Origin of the sequence: Plantactinospora alkalitolerans, from assembly GCF_015690345.1 — a bacterium.
Taxonomy (GTDB): domain Bacteria; phylum Actinomycetota; class Actinomycetes; order Mycobacteriales; family Micromonosporaceae; genus Plantactinospora; species Plantactinospora alkalitolerans.
In genome coordinates this window covers 1-21,802 of sequence record NZ_JADPUN010000260.1, presented here as the reverse complement: position 1 = coordinate 21,802, position 21,802 = coordinate 1, and the positions used below count along the sequence as shown (strand labels likewise).

The following is a 21,802-nucleotide window of genomic DNA, read 5'->3' as shown; positions in this document are numbered from 1 at the left end:
TACCTCCGGGGGTGGGGAATCATGCGAATCAGAAGGATCCAGCGGCGACGGCCGGAGCCGTCGCCGCGGCGAGCGCATAGCTCACCGCGCCGTGCAGCACCGCCCGGTCGCCGAGGACCGCGCGGCGGACCTCGGTGGCGGCCGGAGCAGCCAGCGAGACGAGAGACTGGAGCAGGTCGAGGGCGGCGTCGTCGAGGTCGGCGGCGGCACCACTGAGCAGCACCCGGCCGGGATCGACCACGCAGACGCAGGAGACGATCAGCCGGGCCCAGGCGCCGAGCACCTCGCGCAGGTAGCCGGCCGCCTCGTCGTCGGTACGGCTCAACTCGACCAGTTCGCGTACCGGAGCCGTCGGCCGCCGACCGGGACGCAGCGCGACGACCCGTTCGGCGATCGCGTTCTCCGACCAACGCGCCTCGAACGGACCCACGCCGTCGTGGCCCTGGTCGCCCGGTTCCAGCGGCAGGAAGCCGACCTCCCCCGCCGCACCCGCGGCACCCCGGCGGACCCGGCCGTCCAGGATCAGGCCGGCGCCGATGCCGTCGGCGACGTGCAACAGCAGCAGGTCGGTGACGTCGTTGCCGGCTCCGGCGGCGTGCTCGCCGGCGGCCATCAGGTTGACGTCGTTGTCCACCACCACCGGCACGCCGAGGATGGCCTGGACGGAGTCGCCGATCGGCTGCCCCTCGATGACGCCCACCGACGGCGCCAACCGCACCGCACCGCCGGAGGAGACGCCCGGGACCGCGATCGCCACCCCACGCAGAGCCGACATCGCCTCGCCGACCAGCTCCGGAACGAATCGACAGATCGTCTCGACGATGTCGGTGTGCAACCGGGCGTTGCGGTGTGCGATCACCGTCCCGTCGCTGTCGGCGATCTCGCAACTGATCCGGGACGGCTCCAGCGAGACCGCGGCAACCAGTTCGGCGCCGGGATTGAACTCCAGCATGGCTCTGGGCCGGCCGGTACGCGAGGCACCCGGCCCCCGCTCGATGAGGTAACCCTCGGCGATCAGGGCACGGACCAGGGGCGTGAGGGTGGCCGGGCTGAGCCCGGTCAACTCGGTCAACTCGGCCCGGGACAGCACCCTGGCCTGCCGGGCGGCCGAGATCACCGAGAGTCGCTTGATCTCTTTGGACCGTTCCCGACTTACCGGGCTGGTTGGTGGGTTGACCACGTCAGTCACCATTCTTTTCTACGGCGAACGAACTATCTCCGTCAAGTAACGATCGCGTCTCGCCCGTCCCGCTACCAGGACCTTCGCCCTCGCACGGGGAGAAAACGGGCGGCCCTGGGTACGCCGCTCCCCCGGAACCCATCGGACGCACGGGGCCGGCGGTACCGGCCAGCGCGGCTCCGCCGACGGCGGCACGGCACCCGGAAGCGGAACATGGACACGTCGCAATGATCGACATCCTTGTCCATCAAGGACAGGAACGACGATTTCCCGGGCGGCGTTGCCGTTCGCGCCGGCCGATCGAAGGTGCCACGATGTACGGACTAGTACGTTCGTTATCCTGGAGACGTGACAGCCGTGGCGAGAGCTGGTCGATTGCCCGGGACACCGGGTCTGCTGGGCCCCAGGCGAGAAGAGGGTGTCATGGCCGGCCAGGCGCCACCGGAACCCAAGGTCGACCGCAGGCGTGACGCCGAACGTACCCGCGCCGACATCCTCGACGTCGCGACCGAGGAGTTCGCGAACCGGGGATACAGCGGTGCACGGGTCGACGAGATCGCTGCGCGTACCCGCACCACCAAACGGATGATCTACTACTACTTCGAGGGCAAGGAACAGCTCTACCTGGCCGTGCTGGAACGCGCGTACGCCGAGATCCGGGCCGCCGAACGGGCCGTCGACGTCGACCACCTCGACCCGGTCGCCGCCGTCCGCCGCATCGCGGAGGTCACCTTCGACCATCACGAGGCACATCCCGCCTTCATCAAGCTGGTCGGCGTCGAGAACGCCCAACAGGCCGAGCACATGACCCACGTCGCCCGGCTCGTCGACCTCAACAGCTCCGCGGTCGACGTCCTGCGCGGCGTGCTCGACCGGGGACAGCAGGACGGCGCGTTCCGCACCGACGTCGACGCGCTCGACATCCACATGATGATCAGTGCGTACTGCTGTTTCCGGGTCGCCAACCGGCACACCTTCAACGCACTCTTCGGCCGTGACCTCCTCGACCCGACGACCCGCCGGCACTACCGCACCATGCTCGCCGAGATGGTCGTCGGCTATCTCGGCCGACGCTGACCCGTACGGTCGGAAGGTGAGCCATGAGCAGCAGTAGGGCCTCCGCCACAACCCGACGTCCGCCCCGCCCCGCGCCCGGTGGGCTGCGCCGGTCGATGGCGACCGTCTGCGTCTCCGGAACCCTGGACAACAAGATCGCGGCAGCGGCCGACGCCGGGTTCGACGGCATCGAACTCTTCGAGAACGACCTGGTGGTGACGCCCTGGACCCCGGCCGAGGTGCGGGCCCGCTGCGCCGACGTCGGGCTCACCATCGACCTGTACCAGCCGTTCCGCGACTTCGAGGCGGTACCACCGCAGACCCTGACCGCCAACCTGGCCCGCGCGGAGCACAAGTTCGACGTGATGGCCGAACTGGGTGTCGACACCATGCTGGTCTGCTCCTCGGTCGCCCCGGTCGCGATCGACGACGACGATCTGGCCGCCGAACAACTCGCCCTGCTGGCCGACCGGGCCCAGGCCCGGGGCATCCGGATCGCGTACGAGGCGTTGGCGTGGGGACGGCACGTCTCCACCTGGGACCACTCCTGGCGGATCGTCGCGCGGGCCGACCATCCGGCGCTCGGGCTGTGCCTGGACTCCTTCCACGTCCTGTCCCGGGAGGTCAGTCCGGCCGGGATCGCCGAGATCACCCCGGGCAAGGTCTTCTTCCTCCAGCTCGCCGACGCGCCCCGGCTCGACATGGACGTCCTGCAGTGGAGCCGCCACCATCGGCTCTTCCCCGGGCAGGGGTCGTTCGACCTGACCGACCTCGTCCACCGGGTACTGGCCACGGGATACACCGGCCCGTTGTCGCTCGAGGTGTTCAACGACGTGTTCCGGCAGGCCGATCCGGCACGCGCCGCGATCGACGCGATGCGGTCGCTGGTCACGCTCGAGGACAGCCTGCGGCCGTCGGCGGTGCCGGACGTCGGCGTACGCCGGCTGCCGGCGGCGCCGCCGCTGTCCGGACACGCCTTCACCGAGTTCGCCGTGGACGGGGAGTCGGGTCCGGTACTCCGGGCCGCATTGCGTGGCATCGGGTTCGCCCACACCGGCCAGCACCGTTCCAAGCCGGTGGAGTTGTGGGAGCAGGCGGCCTGTCGGGTGGTCCTGAACAGCGCGGTCACCCGTCCACAGACCCCTGGCACGGCCGCGATCAGCGCGTTCGCGCTCACCACCGCGGATCCGCGACGGTCCCGGGTCCGCGCCGAGGCACTGCTCGCCCCGGTGCTGTCCCGCGTTCGCGGTGCCCGCGAGTCCGATCTCGCCGCCGTCGCCGCCCCCGACGGCACGTCGGTGTTCTTCAGCCGCGACGACGGCTGGCGGGCGGACTTCCTGCCCACCGGCGAGGAGTACACCGGCGCCGCCCTACTGACCGCCACCGACCATCTCGGGCTGGCGCAGCCCTTCGACAACTTCGACGAGGCGGGGCTGTTCTACCGCTCCGTGCTCGGGCTCGCCCGGCTGACCACCGAGGAGTACGCCGCGCCGTTCGGGCTGATGCGGTCGCGGGCCTTCAGCACAACGGACCGGGCCGTACGGCTCGCGCTCACCGCGGCCCTGCTCCGTCGTGGCGAGTGGGCTCCCGCCGTCGTCGACCCGCAGCACGTCGCCTTCGCCACCGACGACATCTTCGCCACCGCGTCCGCCGTCGACCGGCTCGGCGGCACGACGCTGCCGGTACCGGGCAACTACTACGCCGATCTCGTCGCGCGGTTCGCACTTCCCGCCGACCTCGTCGACCGGTTACGCCGGCGCGGCATCCTCTACGACCGCGACCAGCGGGGCGGCGAACTGCTCCACCTCTACACCCCGGTCTACGGCGGTCGGGTCTTCTTCGAGATCGTGCAACGCATCGCCGGCTACGACGGATGCGGCGATGCCAACGCACCCGTGCGGATGGCGGCCCACCGCCATCTTCGGCTCGCCGGAAGCTGACCGGCCGGGGACGATGTCGTCGTCCCCGGCCGGGCCACCGCGTCCGTCAGAGTTTCTGGATCTGGGTGACCACCATGGCGATGGCGAAGAAGCCGTAGAAGCCGATGGCCACGAGCATGCCGCCGAGACGCCATCCACGCATTCGGATGGCGGCGGGAAGGTCCCTGACGTTGAGGCGCACGAGCAGGACGGAGTAGAGCAGGGTGACGACCGAGGCGGCGCAGGTGGAGACCAGTAGCAGTCCGATCGGTTGGGTGAAACCGGCGAGCAGGATGACGGAGCCGAGGACGATCTCGCCCCAGACGACCGCCAGGTAGAGCCGGGCCTCGGTCCAACGGGTCGAGGTGGCGAGGTAGTTACGGCGCAGGAAGTCGCTCGCGACCCGGCCGATGACGTCGAGCAGGCCCATCGCGGCGGCCCAGAGGGAGACCGCGGCGATGGCGAAGAAGAGCAGCTTGAGCCAGGTGCCGACCTCGGCCGCGAGGACGTCGCCCTCGATCCGGAGGAAGGACGTGTCGGACTTGAGGTCGTCACGGCCGAAGAGGGTGTCGTAGGCGAGCAGGCTCATGATCGTGATGGTCACGAAGCAGACCAGCAGGAAGGCGAGGAGGTGCTCGATGTTGGCGCGCTTCCACCAGGTCTGCCACCGGTCGAGGTTCCGGTCGTCCTGCGGAAACGCGTACCGGTCGGCGCCGGACGCCTCCTCCTGTCCGGTGATCGGGGAGATCAGGCGCGGAACGTGCGCACCCATGCCGTACCGCTTGTCGCGGATCCAGTTGCTCAGCACCAGGTTGTGCACGCCGCCCGCACCGGCGGCGCCGATCGCGCTGAGCAGCAGGGTGAAGGTGATGCCCTCGGGGATCTGCCCGAATCCGACGACCGTCTCCCTGGCGCCCTCGCCCCAACTCGCGGCCGAGATCACGAAGACCACGACGACGGCGAGGAAGAAGAGCGTGAGCGCGACCTTGACGATCTCGACCCGCTCGACGGTCCTGTAGATGACCTTCGAGATGGACAGCAGCACACCGATGACGACGAGAACCGCGACGGTGATCCAGACCGCGTTCCCACCGCCGACGAGGTACGTGAAGACGGTCGACCCGCCGGTCGCCCAGCCCGGCCAGACGTACTGGAACGCGCCCGCCAGGCAGATGATGATGCCCCAGCCCTTCCACCATCGGGAGAACCCGGCGACGGCGGTCTGACCGGTGGCGAGGGTGTAGCGCTCGATCTCCATGTTGATGACGAACTGGACGGCGAGGGTGGCGAACGCGAGCCACAGCAGGCCCAGCCCACCGATCGCGGTGAGGTACGGCCAGAGGACGATCTCCCCGGCCGCGAGGCCGATACCGACGGCTACCACGCCGGGACCGACCATCCTGCGTAGCGACATAGGCTCCGGCAGGTCCTGCGTGACGATGCCGCCGGGCGGCACGGTTGTCCCTGGTCTCGTTGCTGGTTGGCTCATCGCTACTCCATCGGGGGGTGGTGGTTGGGCGGTTCCAGCGCCGGCCGGTGGTTCGGGGGTGGCCGGTGGTTCGGGCAGGGGTGACGGACGTACCGGGTCAGGCCCGGAGATGGCGTCCACCTTCGGTGAGCAGGCGGTCGAGGTGGTCGAGCATCCGCTCGGTGTCCGGGGTCCGGCCGGTGAGCAACTCGAACGCCGCCGCGGCCTGGAAGACGCACATCGCCGCACCACCGACGGCACGCAGGCCCCTTGTCCGGGCGGCCCGTAGCAGTGGCGTCTCGACCGGCATGTAGATGACGTCCACCACCCACAGGCCGGGGTGCAGCAACTCGACCGGCAGCGGCAGGCCGGGATGTGCGCGCATGCCGACCGGACTGGCGTTGACGAGGCCGTCGGCCGACCCGATGACCTCCGGCAACTCCTCGGGCGTCGCCACCGCGATCCGGTCGGTCTCGAACCGGACGCTCAGGGCCTCCGCCAGCAGGCCACGCCGGTCGGCGTCGGGATCGACCACGGTGAGGTGCCCGATGCCCGCGTGGAGCTGGGCGTACGCGCAGGCCGCGCCCGCGCCACCGGCACCGAGTTGTACGATCCGGTCGACCGCCGCCCCCGGCAGGCCCCGCCGGAACGACTCGGCGAACCCGTACGCGTCGGTGTTGAACCCGAGCCGCTGCCCGTCGCGGAAGACGACGGTGTTCACCGCGCCGATGTCCCGGGCCTGCGGGGAGAGTCCGTCGAGCAGGTCGACCACCCGCTGCTTGAACGGATGGGTGATGTTGAGCCCGGCCAGCCCGTCGGCCTCGGCGTCGTCCAGTAGCCGGCCCAGGTCGGCGGGTGTTCCCGGCACGTCGACGTCGATCAGCCGGTACGAGAGGTCGAGGCCGTGCTGGCGCCCTTCGGTCTCGTGCAGCACCGGTGACAGCGACGCCCCGATCCCAGAACCGATCAGGCCGTACCGGCAGGGTGGCATTGGCGTGGTGCTCCCGTCCTCGTTCGTCGATGGAACCGGTCCGAGCCGGCTAATGTACGAACTGGTACGTTAGTAAGCAACGATCCGGCAGACCTGTCAAGGAGCTGCGCTGGTGCGTACCGCTGAGCGGAACATTCCCGATCTGGCCGTCGCCCGGGTGTCGGCGGTGCTCGGGGCGTTCGACTCCCGACATCGCGAGTTGCGGGTCTCCGAGATCAGCCGCCGTACCGGCCTACCGAAGTCGACGACGTCCCGACTGGTGGCCGACCTCGTGACCTACGGCTTCCTGGACCGCACCGGAACGTCGCTGCGGATCGGCGTCCGGCTCTTCGAGTTCGGGGAACTCGCCTCCGGGCGGCGGGACCTGCGGGCGATCGCCCTGCCGTACCTGACGGATCTGCGCGAGGCGACGGGACAGGACGTGCACCTGGCGGTCCTGGCCGGTACCGACGTCGTCTACGTCGAGATACTGCGCGGCCGGGACGGGCCCCGATTGCCGTCCGAGGTGGGCGGCAGGCTACCCGCGCACGCCTGCGCGGTCGGCAAGGCGCTGTTGGCGTTCGCCGTCGAGGCCGCGGTCTCCCTCGTCTGCAACCAACCACTGAGGACGGTCGGTCCCCGAACCGTCACCGCGCCCGCCCTGCTGCGGCAGCAGTTGGCTCGGATCCGGGAATCCGGCCTGGCGTACGACAACGAGGAATCCGGTCTCGGGGTGGCGTCGGTCGCGAGCGCCGTCCTGCACGCCGACGGACGGCCGGTCGCGGCCGTCTCGGTCTCCGGTCGGACCGGTGGGCTGAGCCTTCGTTCGGTCGGTCCAGCCGTCCGTACGGTGGCGTTGAGCATCGGCCGCGAACTGTGAGCGGCGGATGACGGGTAGGCGCCAGTCGCCGGCTGCCGGGGGGATTCCCCCAGCAGCCGGCGACTGGCGTCTGCCGTCCTGGTCGGCGTCGGTGAACCGACGACTACCTCAGTGAATCAACACCGGAGTCGCCGTGCGGTCCTCGCCGCCGTCACCGCTCGGGTCGGCCGACAGGGGCGACGCCACGCGTCGACGGGGCAGGAACGCGATCGGGATGAACGTCAGCAGCACCAGCGCGAAGCCGACCCAGAACGTCGTGGCGAAGGAGTCGGCCACGAACTCCAGACCGCGCTGGATGATCGACGGCTCCAGCGGCAACTGCGCGCCGTGCTGGTTGGCGATCGCCGCACCGGCCTCGGTGATCGGCTCGCCGGTCTTCGGGTCGTTCAGGCCCGGGATCGGGTTCGACCCGTTCAGCTGGCTGGTGAGGATCACCGACATGATCGCGGCGCCGATGGAGCTGCCGATCTGCTGGAGGATGTTCACCAGCGTCGAGCCCCGGGCCACGTCCTGGTTCGTCAGCGTCCGCAGCGCCGACGTCATGATCGGCATCATCGTGCCGCCCATGCCGAGACCCATCACGAACAGCGAGCCGCACAGCAGCCAGTACGAGGTGTCCGTACCGACCTGGGTGAACGCGAAGAACCCGGCGGCGATCAGCGCCATCGCGAACGGCACGGTCCGGCCGACCGGGATCTTGTCGGCCAGCATGCCGGCGATCGGCATCGTGAGCATCGCGCCGATGCCCTGCGGCGCCATCAACAGACCGGCGCGCAGGGTGGACTCGCCGCCGACCTGTAGGAAGTAGCTCGGAAAGAGCAGGCCGGCGCCCATGAACGCGATGATGAACACGAACAGCGAGATCGACGCGATCCTCAGGTTCCGGTTCCGGAACAGCCGGAGATCGAGCAGCGGGTGCCGCGGCTTGAACGAGTACAGCACGAAGCTGACCACCAGGACGGCGCCGGCCAGCATCGTGGCCCAGACCTTGGTGGTGGTGATCGTCCCGGTCTCCGGCAGCGACGAGACGCCGTACAGGAACAGGGCGAGACCCGGCGACAGCATCAGCATGCCGACGAAGTCGAACGACTCGGACGGTTCGGCGTTGTCCTTCGGCAGCGCGAAGGCGGCGTACACGAGCGCGACCACACCGATCGGAGCGTTGATCAGGAAGATCCAGTGCCAGCTCGCCGCGTCGATCAGCCAGCCGCCGAGGATCGGTCCGCCGATCGGGCCGAGCAGCATCGGGATGCCGAGGACCGCCATCAGCCGGCCGATCCGCTCCGGGCCGGCGGCCCGGGTCATGATCGTCATACCGAGTGGCATGAGCATGCCACCGCCCAGGCCCTGCAGCACCCGGTAAGCGATGAGCTGACCGATCGAGTCGGCGGTCGCGCAGAGCACGGAGCCGAGCGTGAACAGCAACAGGGCGAGCATGTAGAGCCGCTTCGTACCGAACCGGTCGGCGGCCCAGCCGCTGAGCGGGATCACCGTGGCGAGGGCCAGGGTGTAGCCCGTCATGGTCCAGGCGACCTGGGCGTACGTGGCGTCGAACTCGGTCTGGAAGGTCGGCAGCGCGACGCTGACGACGGTGATGTCGAGGATCGACATGATCGCGCCGAGCACGACCACTCCGGCTATCTTGAGAACGGCGCCGTCGAGCTTGTTGGGCGCCACAGCGGCGTGATTGGTCACATGACTCTCCAGGTCCAGCTGTCCGGTTGCGGCGATGTCGACGCAGTGACGTGCCAGGCTGCGTAGGCCGCACGGAATCCGATGACCCTGGTGTCCCCCGGTCGCCAGTTTCCGGCTCCAGGATCACAGGTCCTGTCGATCGCCGGGCTCAGCCCCCACGCAGACGTGCGCTGGCTCACCTGTTCGAATCCCACTGACCGGACTCGGCGTACCCGATGGCGTTGCCGCATGCTATCGGCGGGGTGGTCGACCCGACGTTCGCGGTCGGCGAGCCGCCGACCCACAGATCGAGCTGGAGTGATGGATTCGGCGAGGCTTCCCAGGTCAGCGGTGGTGGGCGGGCGGCGCGGTGCTCTCTCGCAGGACCAACTCGGTCACCAGGTCGATCCGGCTCGTCGACACGCCGACACCACGGGCCAGGTCAAGCAACATTTGGGTGGCGGTGCCGGCCATGTCGCGCAGCGGCTGGTTGATCGTGGTGAGGGCGGGCACGGTCCAGGCCGCCATCGGCAGGTTGTCGTAACCGATCACCGACAGGTCTCCGGGCACTTTCAGGCCGAGTTGCTGGGCGGCCCGAAGGACGCCCATGGCCTGCGTGTCGGAACCGGCGAAGATCGCCGTGGGCCGATCCGTCCGGGTCAGCAGTTCCATCCCGTGCCCGTAGCCGGCATCGACGTAGAAACTGCCGAACCGCACCAGGTTGGGATCGACCGGAACCCCGACCTCGTCGTGCGCGAACTGGAAACCGGCGGCCCGGGCGCGGCTGCACAGCACGTCCTGCGGACCCGAGATGAGCGCGACCCGGCGGTGGCCCAGTTCCAGCAGGTGACGGGTGGCGAGCAGGCCCCCGTTCCAGTTGTTCGAGCCGACGGTCGGCACGAGGGCGGACGTCGCGCTGTCGGTGTCGACGACGACCACCGGGATCAACTGGCGCTGCAACTGTTCGTATTGCGGTTCCGTCAGATTGCAGAGCACCAGCAGCACGCCGAGCGGGCGGCGGGTCAGCACCCCGTCCAGCCACGGCTGTGCGGGACGGTGGCTTCCACCCAACTGGGACAGCAGCACGTCGACGTTCGCGGTGGCCGTCACAGCCTCGACACCGCCAATGATCTCCATCGACCATGCCGCGTTGAACTCGTGGAACACCAGGTCGATCTGCCCCGCGCCGGTCGGCTGCCGTCTGGACCGGCGACGGTAGCGGTTTCGCTGAAGGCTGGCCTCGACCCTGGCCCTGGTCTCGGCCCCCACATCGGAGCGTCCGTTGAGGACCTTGGACACCGTGGTCACGGAGACGCCTACCTCGTCGGCGATGGTAGCGATCGTCGCAGACCCGGGTCGGGCGATCGGCTGGGACTTTGTCATCGATGCTTCCCTCACACTACGTGACCGAAAGTTTCGAGGCCGAAACCTAGCGCCCCGGCTGTCCAGCGGGTGAGATCGACGGGGCCTGCCCCTACCACCGCCCAGCGTGATCACGGCAGCATACTCGCGCCAATCCACTGAGGTGACAGCTCGGAGAACCTTGACACGTTTTAACTGGGCGCTTAAGTTGCCCGGCACAGGTAACGCAGCTATTTCCGAAACTTTCGAAGACACACCGACATGAGTCCCGCTGCCGGTTAGCAACGACGCCATGATCGGACCGAAGGGGTGGCATGAGGAGTCAGTTACCCGTCGATCACAGCCGCGCCGTGACCAGCGCCGAGCCCTGGCGCGACCCCCGCCTCAGCCCCGCCGACCGGGCCGAGGCACTCGTTGGGCGGATGTCGCTTGAGGAGAAGATCGCCCAACTCGTCGGCCTGTGGATCGGTGCCGACGCCTCGGGTGAAGGCGTCGCGCCGCACCAGTCCGACATGATGGACCACGCACCGCAGTGGAGCGAGGCCATCCGGCACGGGCTCGGCCAGCTGACCCGCCCGTTCGGCACCGCACCGGTCGACCCGGTCCTCGGCGCCCGGTCGCTGGCCGCCTACCAGGCGGAGATCATGGCGGCGAGCCAGTTCGGAATCCCGGCGCAGGTGCACGAGGAGTGTCTGACCGGCTTCGCCGCCTGGCGCGCGACCGTGTATCCGACCCCGTTGAGTTGGGGAGCCTCCTTCGACCCGCAACTGGTCGAGGAGATGGCGCAACGAATCGGACGGTCCATGCGGGCCGCCGGCGTCCACCAGGGACTGGCACCGGTCCTCGACGTCACCCGCGACTATCGCTGGGGCCGTACCGAGGAGACGATCGGCGAGGACCCCTACCTGGTCGGAACGGTCGGTTCGGCGTACGTGAGAGGGCTGGAGACGGTGGGTGTCGTCGCCACGCTCAAGCACTTCGCCGGATACTCCGCGTCCCGGGGCGGCCGCAACCTCGCCCCGGTGCCGATGGGCCCCCGGGAGCTTGCCGACGTCGTCCTGCCGCCGTTCGAGATGGCCCTACGGCTCGGCGGCGCACGATCGGTGATGCACTCCTATGCCGAGATCGACGGCCTGCCCGTTGCGGCCGACGCGGGTCTGTTGACCGGGCTGCTCCGGGACGACTGGAACTTCTCCGGCACGGTGGTGGCGGACTACTTCGCGGTACGGTTCCTCCAGACCCTGCACCGAGTTGCCGGCGACGCCGGCCAGGCCGCCGGGCTCGCCCTACGAGCCGGGATCGACGTCGAACTACCCACTGTGGACGCCTTCGGAACGCCGCTCGTCGAGGCGGTGAAGTCCGGCGCGGTCGACGAGGCGCTGATCGACCGCGCTCTCCGTCGGGTGCTGATCCAGAAGGTCGAGCTCGGACTGCTCGACGCGGACTGGCAACCGCTTCCCGACGATGTCGACCAGTTGCGCCTCGACGACGAGGCCGGTCAGGACCTCGCCCTACGCCTGGCCCGGGAATCCATCGTGCTGCTGCGGAACACCGACGCGGTCCTGCCGCTGGCCGCCCGGCAACGGGTGGCCCTGGTGGGTCCGCTCGCGGACGACCCGATGGCGATGCTCGGGTGCTACACCTTTCCGCTACACGTGGGCGTGAAACATCCCGAGTACGGACCGGGGCTGGAGATCCCGTCGCTGCGCGACGCCCTCGGCCCGCTGGTTCCGGACCTGCGCTACGAGCCCGGCTGCACGGTCACCGGCGACGACACCTCCGGCATCGCCGCGGCGGTCGCCGCCGCCGCCGACAGCGACGTCTGCGTGATCGCCGTCGGAGACCGGGCGGGCATGTTCGGACGCGGCACCTCCGGCGAGGGATGCGACGCCGCCGACCTGAACCTGCCGGGCGTACAGAGCGAACTCGTCCGGGCCGTACTCGCTACCGGCACACCGGTGATCCTGGTGCTGCTGACCGGTCGGCCGTACGCGCTCGGGGCCGAGTTCGACTCGGCGCTCGGCGTCGTACAGGCCTTCTTCCCCGGCCAACAGGGCGGACAGGCGCTGGCCGAGGTGCTCACCGGAGCGGTGAACCCGTCCGGCCGGCTGCCGGTCAGCGTGCCCCGGGACGCGGGCGGCCTACCGGCCAGCTATCTCGCCCCGCCGCTGGGACACCGCTCGGAGGTGTCGTCCGTCGACCCCACCCCGACGTTCCCGTTCGGGCACGGTCTGAGCTACACGACGTTCGAGTGGGAGGACGCCACCGTCCTCGGGTCCCCGGACACCGATCTCCGCGAGCCGGCCGACTGGGCGGTCGACGGCGAGGTGTCCGTCCGGATCACGGTCCGCAACACCGGGCACCGGGCCGGCACGGACGTCGTACAGCTCTATCTGCATGACCCGGTGGCGCAGACCACGAGACCTGTCGTCCGGCTGGTCGGCTACGTCCGGGTGACGCTGGAGCCCGGCGAGTCCGCGTACGCGACGTTCGTGGTTCCGGCCGACGTCACGTCGTTCACCGGGGTGAGCGGCCGGCGCATCGTCGAGCCCGGCGACGTGGAGCTGCGGTTCGGGCGGTCAAGCGGGAAGATGGTGGCCGCCGTGCCGCTGCGTCTGGTCGGCGCCGAACGCCAGATCGGTCACCAGCGGCGGCTGGAGTCGCTGGCGCTTGTCGAGCACGGCGACGCGCTCCCGCAGATTTCGGAGGCCCGAACATGAGCACGTCCAGGACGGCGGATCCACCACCGGACACGTTGAGCGTCGGGGTGAAGCCCGAGCGCGACGGCCGGTCCCGCCGATCCCGCCCGCACCGCCGTACCTGGCGGCGGGCGCTGCGCCGGGACTGGCAGCTGTACTCGCTGGCGATCCTGCCGCTGCTGTTCTTCGCGATTTTCCGGTACCTGCCGATGCTCGGCAACGTCATCGCGTTCCGGCGGTACCAGGCGGGCGGTGCGCTCCTCGGCGAGTACTGGGTGGGGCTGCACTACTTCAAGTTGTTCTGGAGCGACCCGACCTTCTGGCAGGTGTTCACCAACACTCTGATCATCGGCGGGCTGACGCTGCTGTTCTGCTTCCCGGCGCCGATCATCCTCGCCCTGCTGCTCAACGAGGTGCGCGTCCGCTGGATGAAGCGGGCCGTGCAGACCATTTCCTACATGCCGCACTTCCTCTCCATCGTGGTGGTGGCCGGCATCGTCCTCGACATGGTCGCGCTGGACGGTGTGGTGAACCAGGCGCTGAAGGCGGTCGGCCAGGACACCGTCGCGTTCATCCAGGAGCCCGGCTGGTTCCGCACCATCTACGTCTCCTCGGAGATGTGGCAGACCGTCGGCTGGGGCACCATTCTCTACCTCGCCGCGCTGACCACAATCGACCAGAACCTCTACGAGGCGGCCCGCGTCGACGGCGCGAGTCGCTGGCGGCAGACCTGGCACGTGACCCTGCCCGGCATCCGGCCGACCATGGTGACCCTGCTGATCCTCAACATCGGCAGCTTCATGGCGGTCGGGTTCGAGAAGGTCCTGCTGCTGTACAACCCGTTGACGTACTCGACCGCGGACGTCATCTCCACCTATCTGTACCGCGTCGGCGTCCAGGGCGGCAGCTTCAGCTACGCCGCCGCGATCGGGCTGTTCGAGGCAGTCATCGGGTTGACGCTGGTGCTCTCGGCGAACGCCATCTCCCGTCGCACAGTGGGGACGAGCCTGTGGTGAGCGTCGTCGCGAAAACGTCCCGGCCGCGCGGGATCCGGCCGACCCGGGGCTACCGGGTGTTCCAGGCCGTCAACGGCGTCGTGCTGACCGTCATCGTCGTGGTGACCCTGATCCCGTTCGCCAACATCATCGCCCGGTCGTTCAGCGCGGAGGGGCCCATCCGGGCCGGCGAGGTCAGCCTGTGGCCGAAGGGGTTCAACCTCACCACCTACGGCCGGGTGATGACCGACTCGTTGTTCTGGACCAACTACCGCAACACCGTGGTGTACACCGTCGTGGCCACCGCCATCGCGATGGTGATGACCACCTGCTACGCGTACGTGCTGTCGAAGAAGCACTTGAAGGGCCGCGGCGTGCTGGTCGGGATCGCGGTGTTCACCATGTTCTTCAATGGTGGCCTGATCCCCAACTACGTGCTGGTCAACTCGCTCGGCATGCGTAACACGATCTGGGCGATCGTGGTGCCCAACGCCATCAACGTGTTCAACCTGCTTGTGATGAAGGCGTTCTTCGAAAGCCTCCCGACGGAGCTGGAGGAGGCCGCGGCGGTCGACGGCATGAACACGTACCGAACCTTCCTGTGGATCGTGCTGCCGCTGTCCAAGGCGGTGCTGGCCACGATGGTGCTGTTCTACGCCGTCTCCTTCTGGAACTCGTGGTTCTCCGCCTTCCTCTACATGGACCGGCAGGACCTGTTCCCGGTCACCGTCTACCTTCGCAACATGATCGTCGGCGCCACCACCGGGTCGGACAACTCCTCGAGCAGCGACTTCGCGTTGCAGGTCGGGGCGAACATCCGGGCGGTGACGGTCGTACTCACCGCGCTGCCCATCATGCTCATCTACCCGTTCATCCAGCGGTACTTCGTCTCCGGGGTCATGCTCGGCTCGGTCAAGGGCTAGCACCGTGACCCTCCCACCATCCACCCAAAGAGGAGTTCTCGTGCACCAGCTAACCCGGCGCCAGTTACTCGCCGCCGCTGGCGGCGCCGCCACCCTCGTGCTCGTCGGCTGCGGCAGCGGCGACGAGAACGGCGATCAAAACCTCGACGGCAAGCGGGTCGGCGCCATGGACGACTACGGCGTCGGCGACCAGTTCAAAGCGGCGGAAGCGCTCACCTTCTCCATTGCCATACTGGACAATCCCGGGTACCCGTACAAGGCCGACTGGCCGTTCTTCCAGGAACTCAGCAAGCGCACCAACATCAAGTTCGACGCGACGGTCATCCCGCTCTCGGACTACAACCAGAAGCGCAGCGTGATGGTCGCCGCCGGCAACGCCCCGTGGATCATCCCGAAGACGTACCACCCGTCGGAGGAGGAGTACATCGCCGGGGGCGCGGTCCTGCCGGTCAGCGACTACGTCCACCTGATGCCGCACTTCCAGGACAAGGTCAAGAAGTGGAACCTGCAGCCTGACATCGACGCGGCCCTCAAGCAGGCGGACGGCAAGTACTATCTGCTGCCCGGGCTACACGAGGATGCCTGGCTGGACTACTCGCTGGCGATGCGCACCGACATCCTGGCCCAGCTCAACCTGCAGGTGCCGACCACCTGGGACGAGCTGACCACCGTGCTGCGGGCGATGAAGCAGGCCCACCCCGACGTGTACCCGCTCTCCGACCGGTGGAGCACCACGCCGGAGGGGCCCGGCGCGAACAACCTGCTGGCGCACATGAGCGACGCGTACGACACCCGCGCCGGGTGGGACTGGCGGGCCTACCACTGGGACCCAGGCGCCAGCAAGTTCGTCTTCCCCGGCGCGATGGACAACTACCGGCAGATCCTGCAGTACCTCAACACCCTGGTCAGCGAGAAGCTGATGGACCCGGAGAGCTTCACCCAGCAGGACGACCTGGCCAAGCAGAAGTTCGGCACCGGCAAGTCGTTCGTGATCAGCACCAACGCACAGGAGCTGATCAACAGCTACCGGAAGGACCTCACCGCGAGGCTCCCGGGCGCGAAGGTGGAGAAGATCACGCGGCTGATGGGACCGATGGGCGCCACCAAGCGGCAAACCCGGCTGGAGAGCGGCGTCATGATCTCCAAGAAGGCGCTGGACAGCAAGAACTTCGTCGCCATGATGCAGTTCGTGGACTGGCTGTGGTACTCCGACGAGGGCCAGACGCTCGCCAAGTGGGGCATCAAGGACCAGACCTTCACCGGCAGCGCCGAGGAGGGCACGCTCAAGCTCGCCTCCGACGTGGACTGGGCGGGGCTCAACCCCAGCGGGTCCAAGAAGCTGAACGTGGACTACGGCTACCTCAACGGCGTCTTCGCCTACGGCGGCAGCACCAAGTTCCTCAACAGCCAGTTCACCGAGGAGGAGAAGAAGTTCCAGGAGGCGATGGCCCAGCGCAAGCTCCGCCCGGAAGACCCGGCACACCCGCTCACCCCCGAGGAGCGCGAGCAGACGACGCTGTGGGCCACGGCGCTGAAGGACCACGTGAACCAGCAGTCGCTCAGGTTCATCCTCGGCCAGCGGCCGCTGTCCGACTGGAACGCGTACGTCTCCGAGCTCAAGGGCAAGAACATGGACCAACTGATCGAGGTTCACAACAAGGCCTACGAGCGGTTCAAGAAGGAACACGGCTGATCCTTGCGGATCCACGTTCCTGAGCTACCGAGCGGCCGGTTGTCCGACGCATGGCGTGCCTGCGTCGGCACCGGCCGGTTCGACCTCGCGCTGCGGCGCGACTACCGGGACTCGCCCGCCCTGGTCCAGCGGGAGATCGGCTTCCGGCACATCCGCGGCCACGGGCTGCTGAGCGACGGCGTCGGCGTCCATCCGACGCCTACCACCGGCTCGACTTCGTCAGCCGGCTCGCCGGTACCCCACTGGCCGGTCTGCCCGTGCACATCACCGAGTTCAACTCGTCCTACCGGCCGGACAACCCGGTCCACGACACGGCCTACCACACCGCCTACCTGGCCCCGGTGGTGGCGGCCGGCGGCGACCTGGTTGACTCCTTCTCCTACTGGACCTTCAGCGACATGTTCGAGGAGGTGGGCGTGCCGACCTCGCTGTTCCACGGCGGCTTCGGCCTGCTCACCCATCGCCAGATCAAGAAGCCCACCTACCACCTGTACGCGTTCATGGCCCGCCTCGGCGACCAGATCCTGGCCCGCGGCGCCGACCACCTGGTCACCCGGGATGCCGGCGGCCGGGTCACCGTGCTGGCGTGGGCGCTCGACCCGCACCCACTGCGGCTGTCCATCCCCCTGGACGCCGCCTCGGCCTTCATGTTGCGCTCGTCGGTGCACGAGGAAGCGGGCAACGCCTGGGCGGCGTGGGGCGAATGGGACGAGATTCGGATACCCGATTATGAATGAAACTGACCAGGCCCGGCAGTTCGGGGAGGGGCCGCTCTCCCGTATCGCCGCGCTCGTCTACACCCTGCTCGTCGTCGAGTTGCAGTTGCTGGCCGCCGTGCTGCCCGGCCTGGTGCCGCTCGTGCTCCTGGACCGCGACGCGAGCAATGTCCCGGTCGCCGCAGCCTGCGCGCTCCCGCTCGGCCCGGCCATCTCCGCCGCACTGTACGCGCTGCACCGGCGCAGCCGGGACATCACCGACCTCAAGCCCGCGGCGGCCTTCTGGCGCGGCTACCGGATGAACTTCTCCGGAGTGATGCGGATCTGGGTCCCGTGGCTGGCCTTCCTGACCGTCGTGGGTGTCAACCTCGCCAGCTTCCCGGCCACCGACCTGCCCGCCTGGTGGGCGGTGCTGCTGGTGCTGATCGCGGTGGCGGCGAGCCTGTGGGTGGCGAACGCGCTGGTGATCACCTCGCTGTTCGCGTTCCGGGCGATAGACATCGCGCGCCTCGCGGCGTACTTCCTGGGCCGGCGCCCCGCTGTCACGGTGGGCAATGCCGGCCTGCTGGTGGCGGCGGCCGGCGTGACCTACTTCGCCTCCGAAGCGGTGCTCGCGCTGCTCGGCTCGATCCTGGCCATGATGCTGCTGGCGACCTGCCGTCTGATGATCACCGAGGTCCACGAGGAGTTTGTCGACTGACGCTTCCCCAGGTCTGTACGCCGGGGATCGCTCGCCACCACCGACGGCCCGAACCTGGAGAGTGTCGACGCCATGTGGAGACCCAGCGCAACGTTTGACCGCCCGTTCCTCCCCATGGCCAGAGCCAGGGGTTTCTCGGGCGGCATCCGATGAACCTTCCGGCAACCTCGAAGCTGCCCTTCGGCGGCGACTACAACCCGGAACAGTGGCCCGAGGAGGTGTGGCAGGAGGACTACCGGCTGTTCGACTCCGCGCGGATCGACACTGTCACGCTCGGAGTCTTCGTCTGGGCGCTGACCCAGCCGGCGCCAGACGTCTACGACTTCTCGACGCTGGACCGGATCGTCGAGCGGGCCGCAGCGGAGGGCCGGAACATCTGCCTGGCGACCGGCACGGGTGCCCACCCGGCCTGGCTGGCGCGGGCGTACCCCGAGGTGACCCGGACGGACTTCGAGGGGCGCCGGCACCGGTTCGGACAGCGACACAACTCCTGCCCCAACTCTCCGGTCTTCCGCCGGCTCTCCGCCGAGCTGGCCCGACGCGTCGCCGCCCGGTACGCCGACAACCCGTCGGTCGTCGCGTGGCATGTCGGCAACGAGTACGGCGGCGCCTGCCACTGCGACCTCTGCGCCGCCGGCTTCCGGGACTGGCTGCGCGCAAGGTACGGCACCCTGGAGGCGCTGAACGCCGCCTGGTACACCACCTTCTGGTCCCACACCTTCACCGACTGGGACGAAATCGAGCCGCCGTCGGCGCTGACCGAGCACTGGCGCGGCCCGAACCACACCGCGTTCCAGGGCATCACCCTGGACTACCTGAGGTTCATGTCCGACGCGATGCTCGCCAACTTCCGGGACGAGAAGGCCGCGATCCGCGAGTCCAGCGCCCTCCCGGTCACCACGAACTTCATGGGGATGTACCGGCCGATCGACTACCACCGCTGGGCCGCGGACCTCGACTTCGCCTCGTGGGACAACTACCCGCCGGACGACCGGTCGCCCGCCCAGATGGCGCTGGCACACGATCTGATGCGCGGGCTCAAGGGCGGCCAGCCGTTCTGGCTGATGGAGCAGACGCCGAGCTACACCGCGTCGCGCGACGTGAACCCGCTGAAGCGGCCCGGTGTGATGCGGCTGTGGAGCTGGCAGGCGGTGGCGCACGGCGCCGACGCCGTACTCTTCTTCCAGATGCGGGCCTCCCGAGGCGCCTGCGAGAAGTACCACGGGGCGGTCATCGGGCACGCGGGACGGGGCGACACCCGGGTCTTCCGCGAGGTGACGCAGCTCGGGACCGAACTTGACCGGCTCGGTGGCCTGGTGCTGGGCGCCCGGACCCCGGCCCGGGTCGCGCTGCTGTTCGACTGGGACAGCTGGTGGGCGCTGGAGATCTCCGACGGCCCCTCCCGGCTGGTCCGCTACCAGCAGGTCGTACTCGCCTACTACCGGGCGCTGTGGGACGCCGGCGTCGACGTCGACGTCGTCCCGGTGACCACGGACCTCTCCCCGTACGACGTGGTCGTCGCGCCGGCCCTGCACATGCTCAAGGGAGACCTGCCGCAGCGGCTGGAGGCGGTCGCCGAACGCGGCGGGTCGGTCGTGACGACCTTCCTGTCGGGGCGGGTCGACGAGCACGACAACGCCTTCCTGATGGACGTACCGGGCCCGCTCGGGCCGCTGATGGGCATCCGGATCGACGAGTGGGACGCCCGCGAACCGGAGGTCGTCAACCCGGTGCGGCTGCGTACCGGAGCCGGTCGGGTCGAGGTGGAGGTCGAATCGAGGCTGGTGTTCGAACTGGTGATCCCGCAGGGTGCCGAGGTGGTCGGCTCCTACCAGGCGGACTTCTACGCCGGCACACCCGCCGTCACCAGGAACAGGTTCGGCGCCGGCCTGGGCTGGTACGTCGCCGCCGGGCTGGACCAGGAGGGGGTCGGCACGGTCGTCCGACAGGTACTGGAGCAACACGATCTGGTCGGGCCCTATCCGGACGTGCCGGAACTCGAAACGGCCGTCCGGGTCGCTCCCGACGGGACGCGGCTGCTGTTCCTGCTCAACCACCGTGCCGAGCCGGTCGAGGTCGTCGCGCACACCGGCGGGACCGACCTGCTCTCCGGCGATCCGATCGAGTACGGCCAGCCGATCGGGCTCGGCCCGTACGGGGTGATGGTGCTGCGGACGTCGACCCCGTAGCCGGGACTCCGGACGGTACGCGACATCGGCCGCTCTCCGTGCCCCGGGCGGGAGGTACCGCCCGGACGGGCCGGCGGTCAGCCGATGTCCATCGTGTACTCGGCGGTGTGCACCTCTCCTGCCACCTGGAAGTCGAAGAATGCCCGGTAGCGACCCGCACTCGGCGCCGTGAGCCAGAACTTCACCGCTCCGTCGACCAGTTCGGGCTCCGGATGTACGTGGACGTATCCCAGGTCGCCCTCGCGTACCACGACCAGGTGGCCGTAGGCGCCCAGGTAGGGCTCCAGCGGTGCCGGCCCGGTCGCGTCCTCCCGGCTCACCCGGAAGGTCATCGGCGCGGTCACGCCCACCGTGGCGGTGCCCTCCATCGACACCGTGAACGGCCCCACCGTCGTCTGCGGCTTTGCCGCCGGCAACGCGACCGGCGTGTGCGCGCCCGGTACGACGTGGTCGACGCCCAGGACCAGCGGCACCGGGGCGCCGTCGGCGCCGGTGAGCGTGAAGTCGGCGTAGATGCGGTACCCGCCGGCCCGCGCCAGTTTGAGGGCGACGGTCCAGGTGCCGTCGGGCGCCATCACGGGATGCAGATGCTGGTATCCGGCCAGGTCCCGCCCGACGACGATCATGTGTAGCGGCTTCTCGTGCACCGTCACGAACCGCGTCACCGGCTGCCGGTCGGTCCCGACGATCCGGAACGTGTAGTCCGCGGTCGCCCCCGTCAGCTGGCCGCGGTATACCGGCTCGAGGGTGTACCCGCCCGCGCTGACCGTCGTACCGGCGACCAGCGCCGGCCCGGTGTCGCCCGGATGGGTGTGCGGACCGGTGCCGGACGGATGCTGGTGTCCGTCGGTCGCCGAGGCCGGCCCGCCCTGCGACGACATCCCGCCGGCCGGCGCGGTCGCCTGGACACCCACGGTCCGCCCGTCGCCGGCACCAATGCGCCCCAGCCCGAAGCCGGCCAGGAGAGCCACCAGCAGGCCCCCGGCGAGCAGCGCCAGCCGCGTGTTGCTCGGCCCGGACCCGACCAACCGCGACCCGGACCCGGCCAACGCCGGCTCGGACCCGACCGACGCCAGCTTCGCACCGTCCCCAGCGGATCGGGTCCTCGCGGATACCTTCGCCTCGTCTGCCGAATCTGCCGGAACCGGAACGGCCACTCCACCCCGTCCGGATGTGGACGGCGTGGCACCCTTCCTGCCCGGGGCGGCACCCCTGCCTCTCGGACCGGTCCCGCTCCCGACGGCTGAACCGGTCACCTTCCGGTCTCGAGTACCCGTCGGGCGGGCCGCGCCGCTGCCGGGGCGCCCGGATCGTCCGCGTCGGCGGTCCGGGGTCACGGCGGCCCGCGCGGGGAGCAGGTGCGAGCGCAGATAACGGG

16 protein-coding genes and 1 pseudogene are annotated in these 21,802 nt (G+C 69.3%); 11 read left to right on the top strand and 6 right to left on the bottom strand.

The annotated features are described in order from the left end of the window. Positions 1-28: 28 nt before the first annotated feature. Positions 29-1,180, bottom strand: a complete 1,152-nt coding sequence (locus I0C86_RS29955) for an ROK family protein (protein ID WP_323373928.1) — start codon at positions 1,178-1,180, stop codon at positions 29-31. A gap of 423 nt (positions 1,181-1,603) precedes the next feature. On the opposite strand from I0C86_RS29955, the gene I0C86_RS29950 reads away from it, so the two are divergent. Beyond that, a complete protein-coding gene (locus tag I0C86_RS29950; RefSeq protein WP_196204665.1) occupies positions 1,604-2,257 on the top strand; it encodes a TetR/AcrR family transcriptional regulator in 654 nt (217 codons plus the stop codon). Between the two features lie 23 nt (positions 2,258-2,280). Then, positions 2,281-4,176: a bifunctional sugar phosphate isomerase/epimerase/4-hydroxyphenylpyruvate dioxygenase family protein gene (locus tag I0C86_RS29945; protein ID WP_196204664.1), complete on the top strand. Its 1,896-nt coding sequence runs from the start codon at positions 2,281-2,283 to the stop codon at positions 4,174-4,176. 46 nt (positions 4,177-4,222) lie between these two features. Here the strand turns inward: I0C86_RS29945 and I0C86_RS29940 are convergent, their stop codons facing one another. After that, positions 4,223-5,644, bottom strand: coding sequence for an Nramp family divalent metal transporter (locus tag I0C86_RS29940; RefSeq protein ID WP_196204663.1), 1,422 nt, complete (start codon positions 5,642-5,644; stop codon positions 4,223-4,225). Positions 5,645-5,741: 97 nt separating this feature from the next. Continuing rightward, positions 5,742-6,614 (bottom strand): shikimate dehydrogenase, encoded by an 873-nt coding sequence (locus I0C86_RS29935; protein WP_196204662.1) that lies wholly within the window; start codon positions 6,612-6,614, stop codon positions 5,742-5,744. Positions 6,615-6,726: 112 nt separating this feature from the next. On the opposite strand from I0C86_RS29935, the gene I0C86_RS29930 reads away from it, so the two are divergent. Further along, complete coding sequence (locus I0C86_RS29930) at positions 6,727-7,473, top strand: IclR family transcriptional regulator (protein ID WP_323373927.1); 747 nt, start codon at positions 6,727-6,729, stop codon at positions 7,471-7,473. A 108-nt stretch (positions 7,474-7,581) separates the two neighbouring features. On the opposite strand, the gene I0C86_RS29925 is transcribed toward I0C86_RS29930, so the two are convergent. After that, positions 7,582-9,168 carry a DHA2 family efflux MFS transporter permease subunit gene (locus I0C86_RS29925; RefSeq protein ID WP_196204661.1) on the bottom strand — a complete coding sequence of 529 codons (1,587 nt, stop codon included), beginning with the start codon at positions 9,166-9,168 and terminating at the stop codon, positions 7,582-7,584. 324 nt (positions 9,169-9,492) lie between these two features. Beyond that, entirely contained in the window at positions 9,493-10,530 is a 1,038-nt protein-coding gene (locus I0C86_RS29920; protein WP_196204660.1) for a LacI family DNA-binding transcriptional regulator, read from the bottom strand. 329 nt (positions 10,531-10,859) lie between these two features. On the opposite strand from I0C86_RS29920, the gene I0C86_RS29915 reads away from it, so the two are divergent. From I0C86_RS29915 to I0C86_RS29885, 8 genes and pseudogenes are all read left to right on the top strand, one after another. Further along, the gene (locus I0C86_RS29915) at positions 10,860-13,229 is read left to right on the top strand and encodes a beta-xylosidase/alpha-l-arabinosidase (protein ID WP_323373926.1); all 2,370 of its coding nucleotides are present in this window, start codon (positions 10,860-10,862) and stop codon (positions 13,227-13,229) included. Beyond that, positions 13,226-14,224 carry an ABC transporter permease gene (locus I0C86_RS29910; RefSeq protein ID WP_196204658.1) on the top strand — a complete coding sequence of 333 codons (999 nt, stop codon included), beginning with the start codon at positions 13,226-13,228 and terminating at the stop codon, positions 14,222-14,224. The genes I0C86_RS29915 and I0C86_RS29910 overlap by 4 nt, the downstream gene beginning before the upstream one ends. Continuing rightward, positions 14,221-15,126, top strand: coding sequence for a carbohydrate ABC transporter permease (locus I0C86_RS29905; protein WP_323373925.1), 906 nt, complete (start codon positions 14,221-14,223; stop codon positions 15,124-15,126). Before I0C86_RS29910 ends, I0C86_RS29905 begins: the two co-directional genes overlap by 4 nt. Before the next feature lie 40 nt (positions 15,127-15,166). Then, complete coding sequence (locus tag I0C86_RS29900) at positions 15,167-16,819, top strand: ABC transporter substrate-binding protein (protein WP_196204657.1); 1,653 nt, start codon at positions 15,167-15,169, stop codon at positions 16,817-16,819. Positions 16,820-16,822: 3 nt separating this feature from the next. Then, positions 16,823-16,948 (top strand): annotated as a pseudogene (locus I0C86_RS43925) (hypothetical protein); the annotation flags it as partial. Between the two features lie 128 nt (positions 16,949-17,076). Beyond that, positions 17,077-17,556 (top strand): GH39 family glycosyl hydrolase, encoded by a 480-nt coding sequence (locus I0C86_RS29895; protein WP_323373924.1) that lies wholly within the window; start codon positions 17,077-17,079, stop codon positions 17,554-17,556. After that, positions 17,549-18,235 carry a DUF624 domain-containing protein gene (locus I0C86_RS29890; protein WP_196204656.1) on the top strand — a complete coding sequence of 229 codons (687 nt, stop codon included), beginning with the start codon at positions 17,549-17,551 and terminating at the stop codon, positions 18,233-18,235. The genes I0C86_RS29895 and I0C86_RS29890 overlap by 8 nt, the downstream gene beginning before the upstream one ends. A gap of 149 nt (positions 18,236-18,384) precedes the next feature. Further along, positions 18,385-20,424 carry a beta-galactosidase gene (locus I0C86_RS29885; protein WP_196204655.1) on the top strand — a complete coding sequence of 680 codons (2,040 nt, stop codon included), beginning with the start codon at positions 18,385-18,387 and terminating at the stop codon, positions 20,422-20,424. A gap of 77 nt (positions 20,425-20,501) precedes the next feature. Here the strand turns inward: I0C86_RS29885 and I0C86_RS29880 are convergent, their stop codons facing one another. Then, the gene (locus tag I0C86_RS29880) at positions 20,502-21,452 is read right to left on the bottom strand and encodes a hypothetical protein (RefSeq protein ID WP_196204654.1); all 951 of its coding nucleotides are present in this window, start codon (positions 21,450-21,452) and stop codon (positions 20,502-20,504) included. Between the last annotated feature and the right edge of the window lie 350 nt (positions 21,453-21,802).

Bases quoted from the DNA above. Each gene is read 5' to 3' on its own strand.
- I0C86_RS29950 (WP_196204665.1), top strand. From the start codon at position 1,604: ATGGCCGGCCAGGCGCCACCGGAACCCAAGGTCGACCGCAGGCGTGAC.
- I0C86_RS29945 (WP_196204664.1), top strand. From the start codon at position 2,281: ATGAGCAGCAGTAGGGCCTCCGCCACAACCCGACGTCCGCCCCGCCCC.
- I0C86_RS29940 (WP_196204663.1), bottom strand. From the start codon at position 5,644: ATGAGCCAACCAGCAACGAGACCAGGGACAACCGTGCCGCCCGGCGGC.
- I0C86_RS29935 (WP_196204662.1), bottom strand. From the start codon at position 6,614: ATGCCACCCTGCCGGTACGGCCTGATCGGTTCTGGGATCGGGGCGTCG.
- I0C86_RS29920 (WP_196204660.1), bottom strand. From the start codon at position 10,530: ATGACAAAGTCCCAGCCGATCGCCCGACCCGGGTCTGCGACGATCGCT.
- I0C86_RS29910 (WP_196204658.1), top strand. From the start codon at position 13,226: ATGAGCACGTCCAGGACGGCGGATCCACCACCGGACACGTTGAGCGTC.
- I0C86_RS29890 (WP_196204656.1), top strand. From the start codon at position 17,549: ATGAATGAAACTGACCAGGCCCGGCAGTTCGGGGAGGGGCCGCTCTCC.
- I0C86_RS29885 (WP_196204655.1), top strand. From the start codon at position 18,385: ATGAACCTTCCGGCAACCTCGAAGCTGCCCTTCGGCGGCGACTACAAC.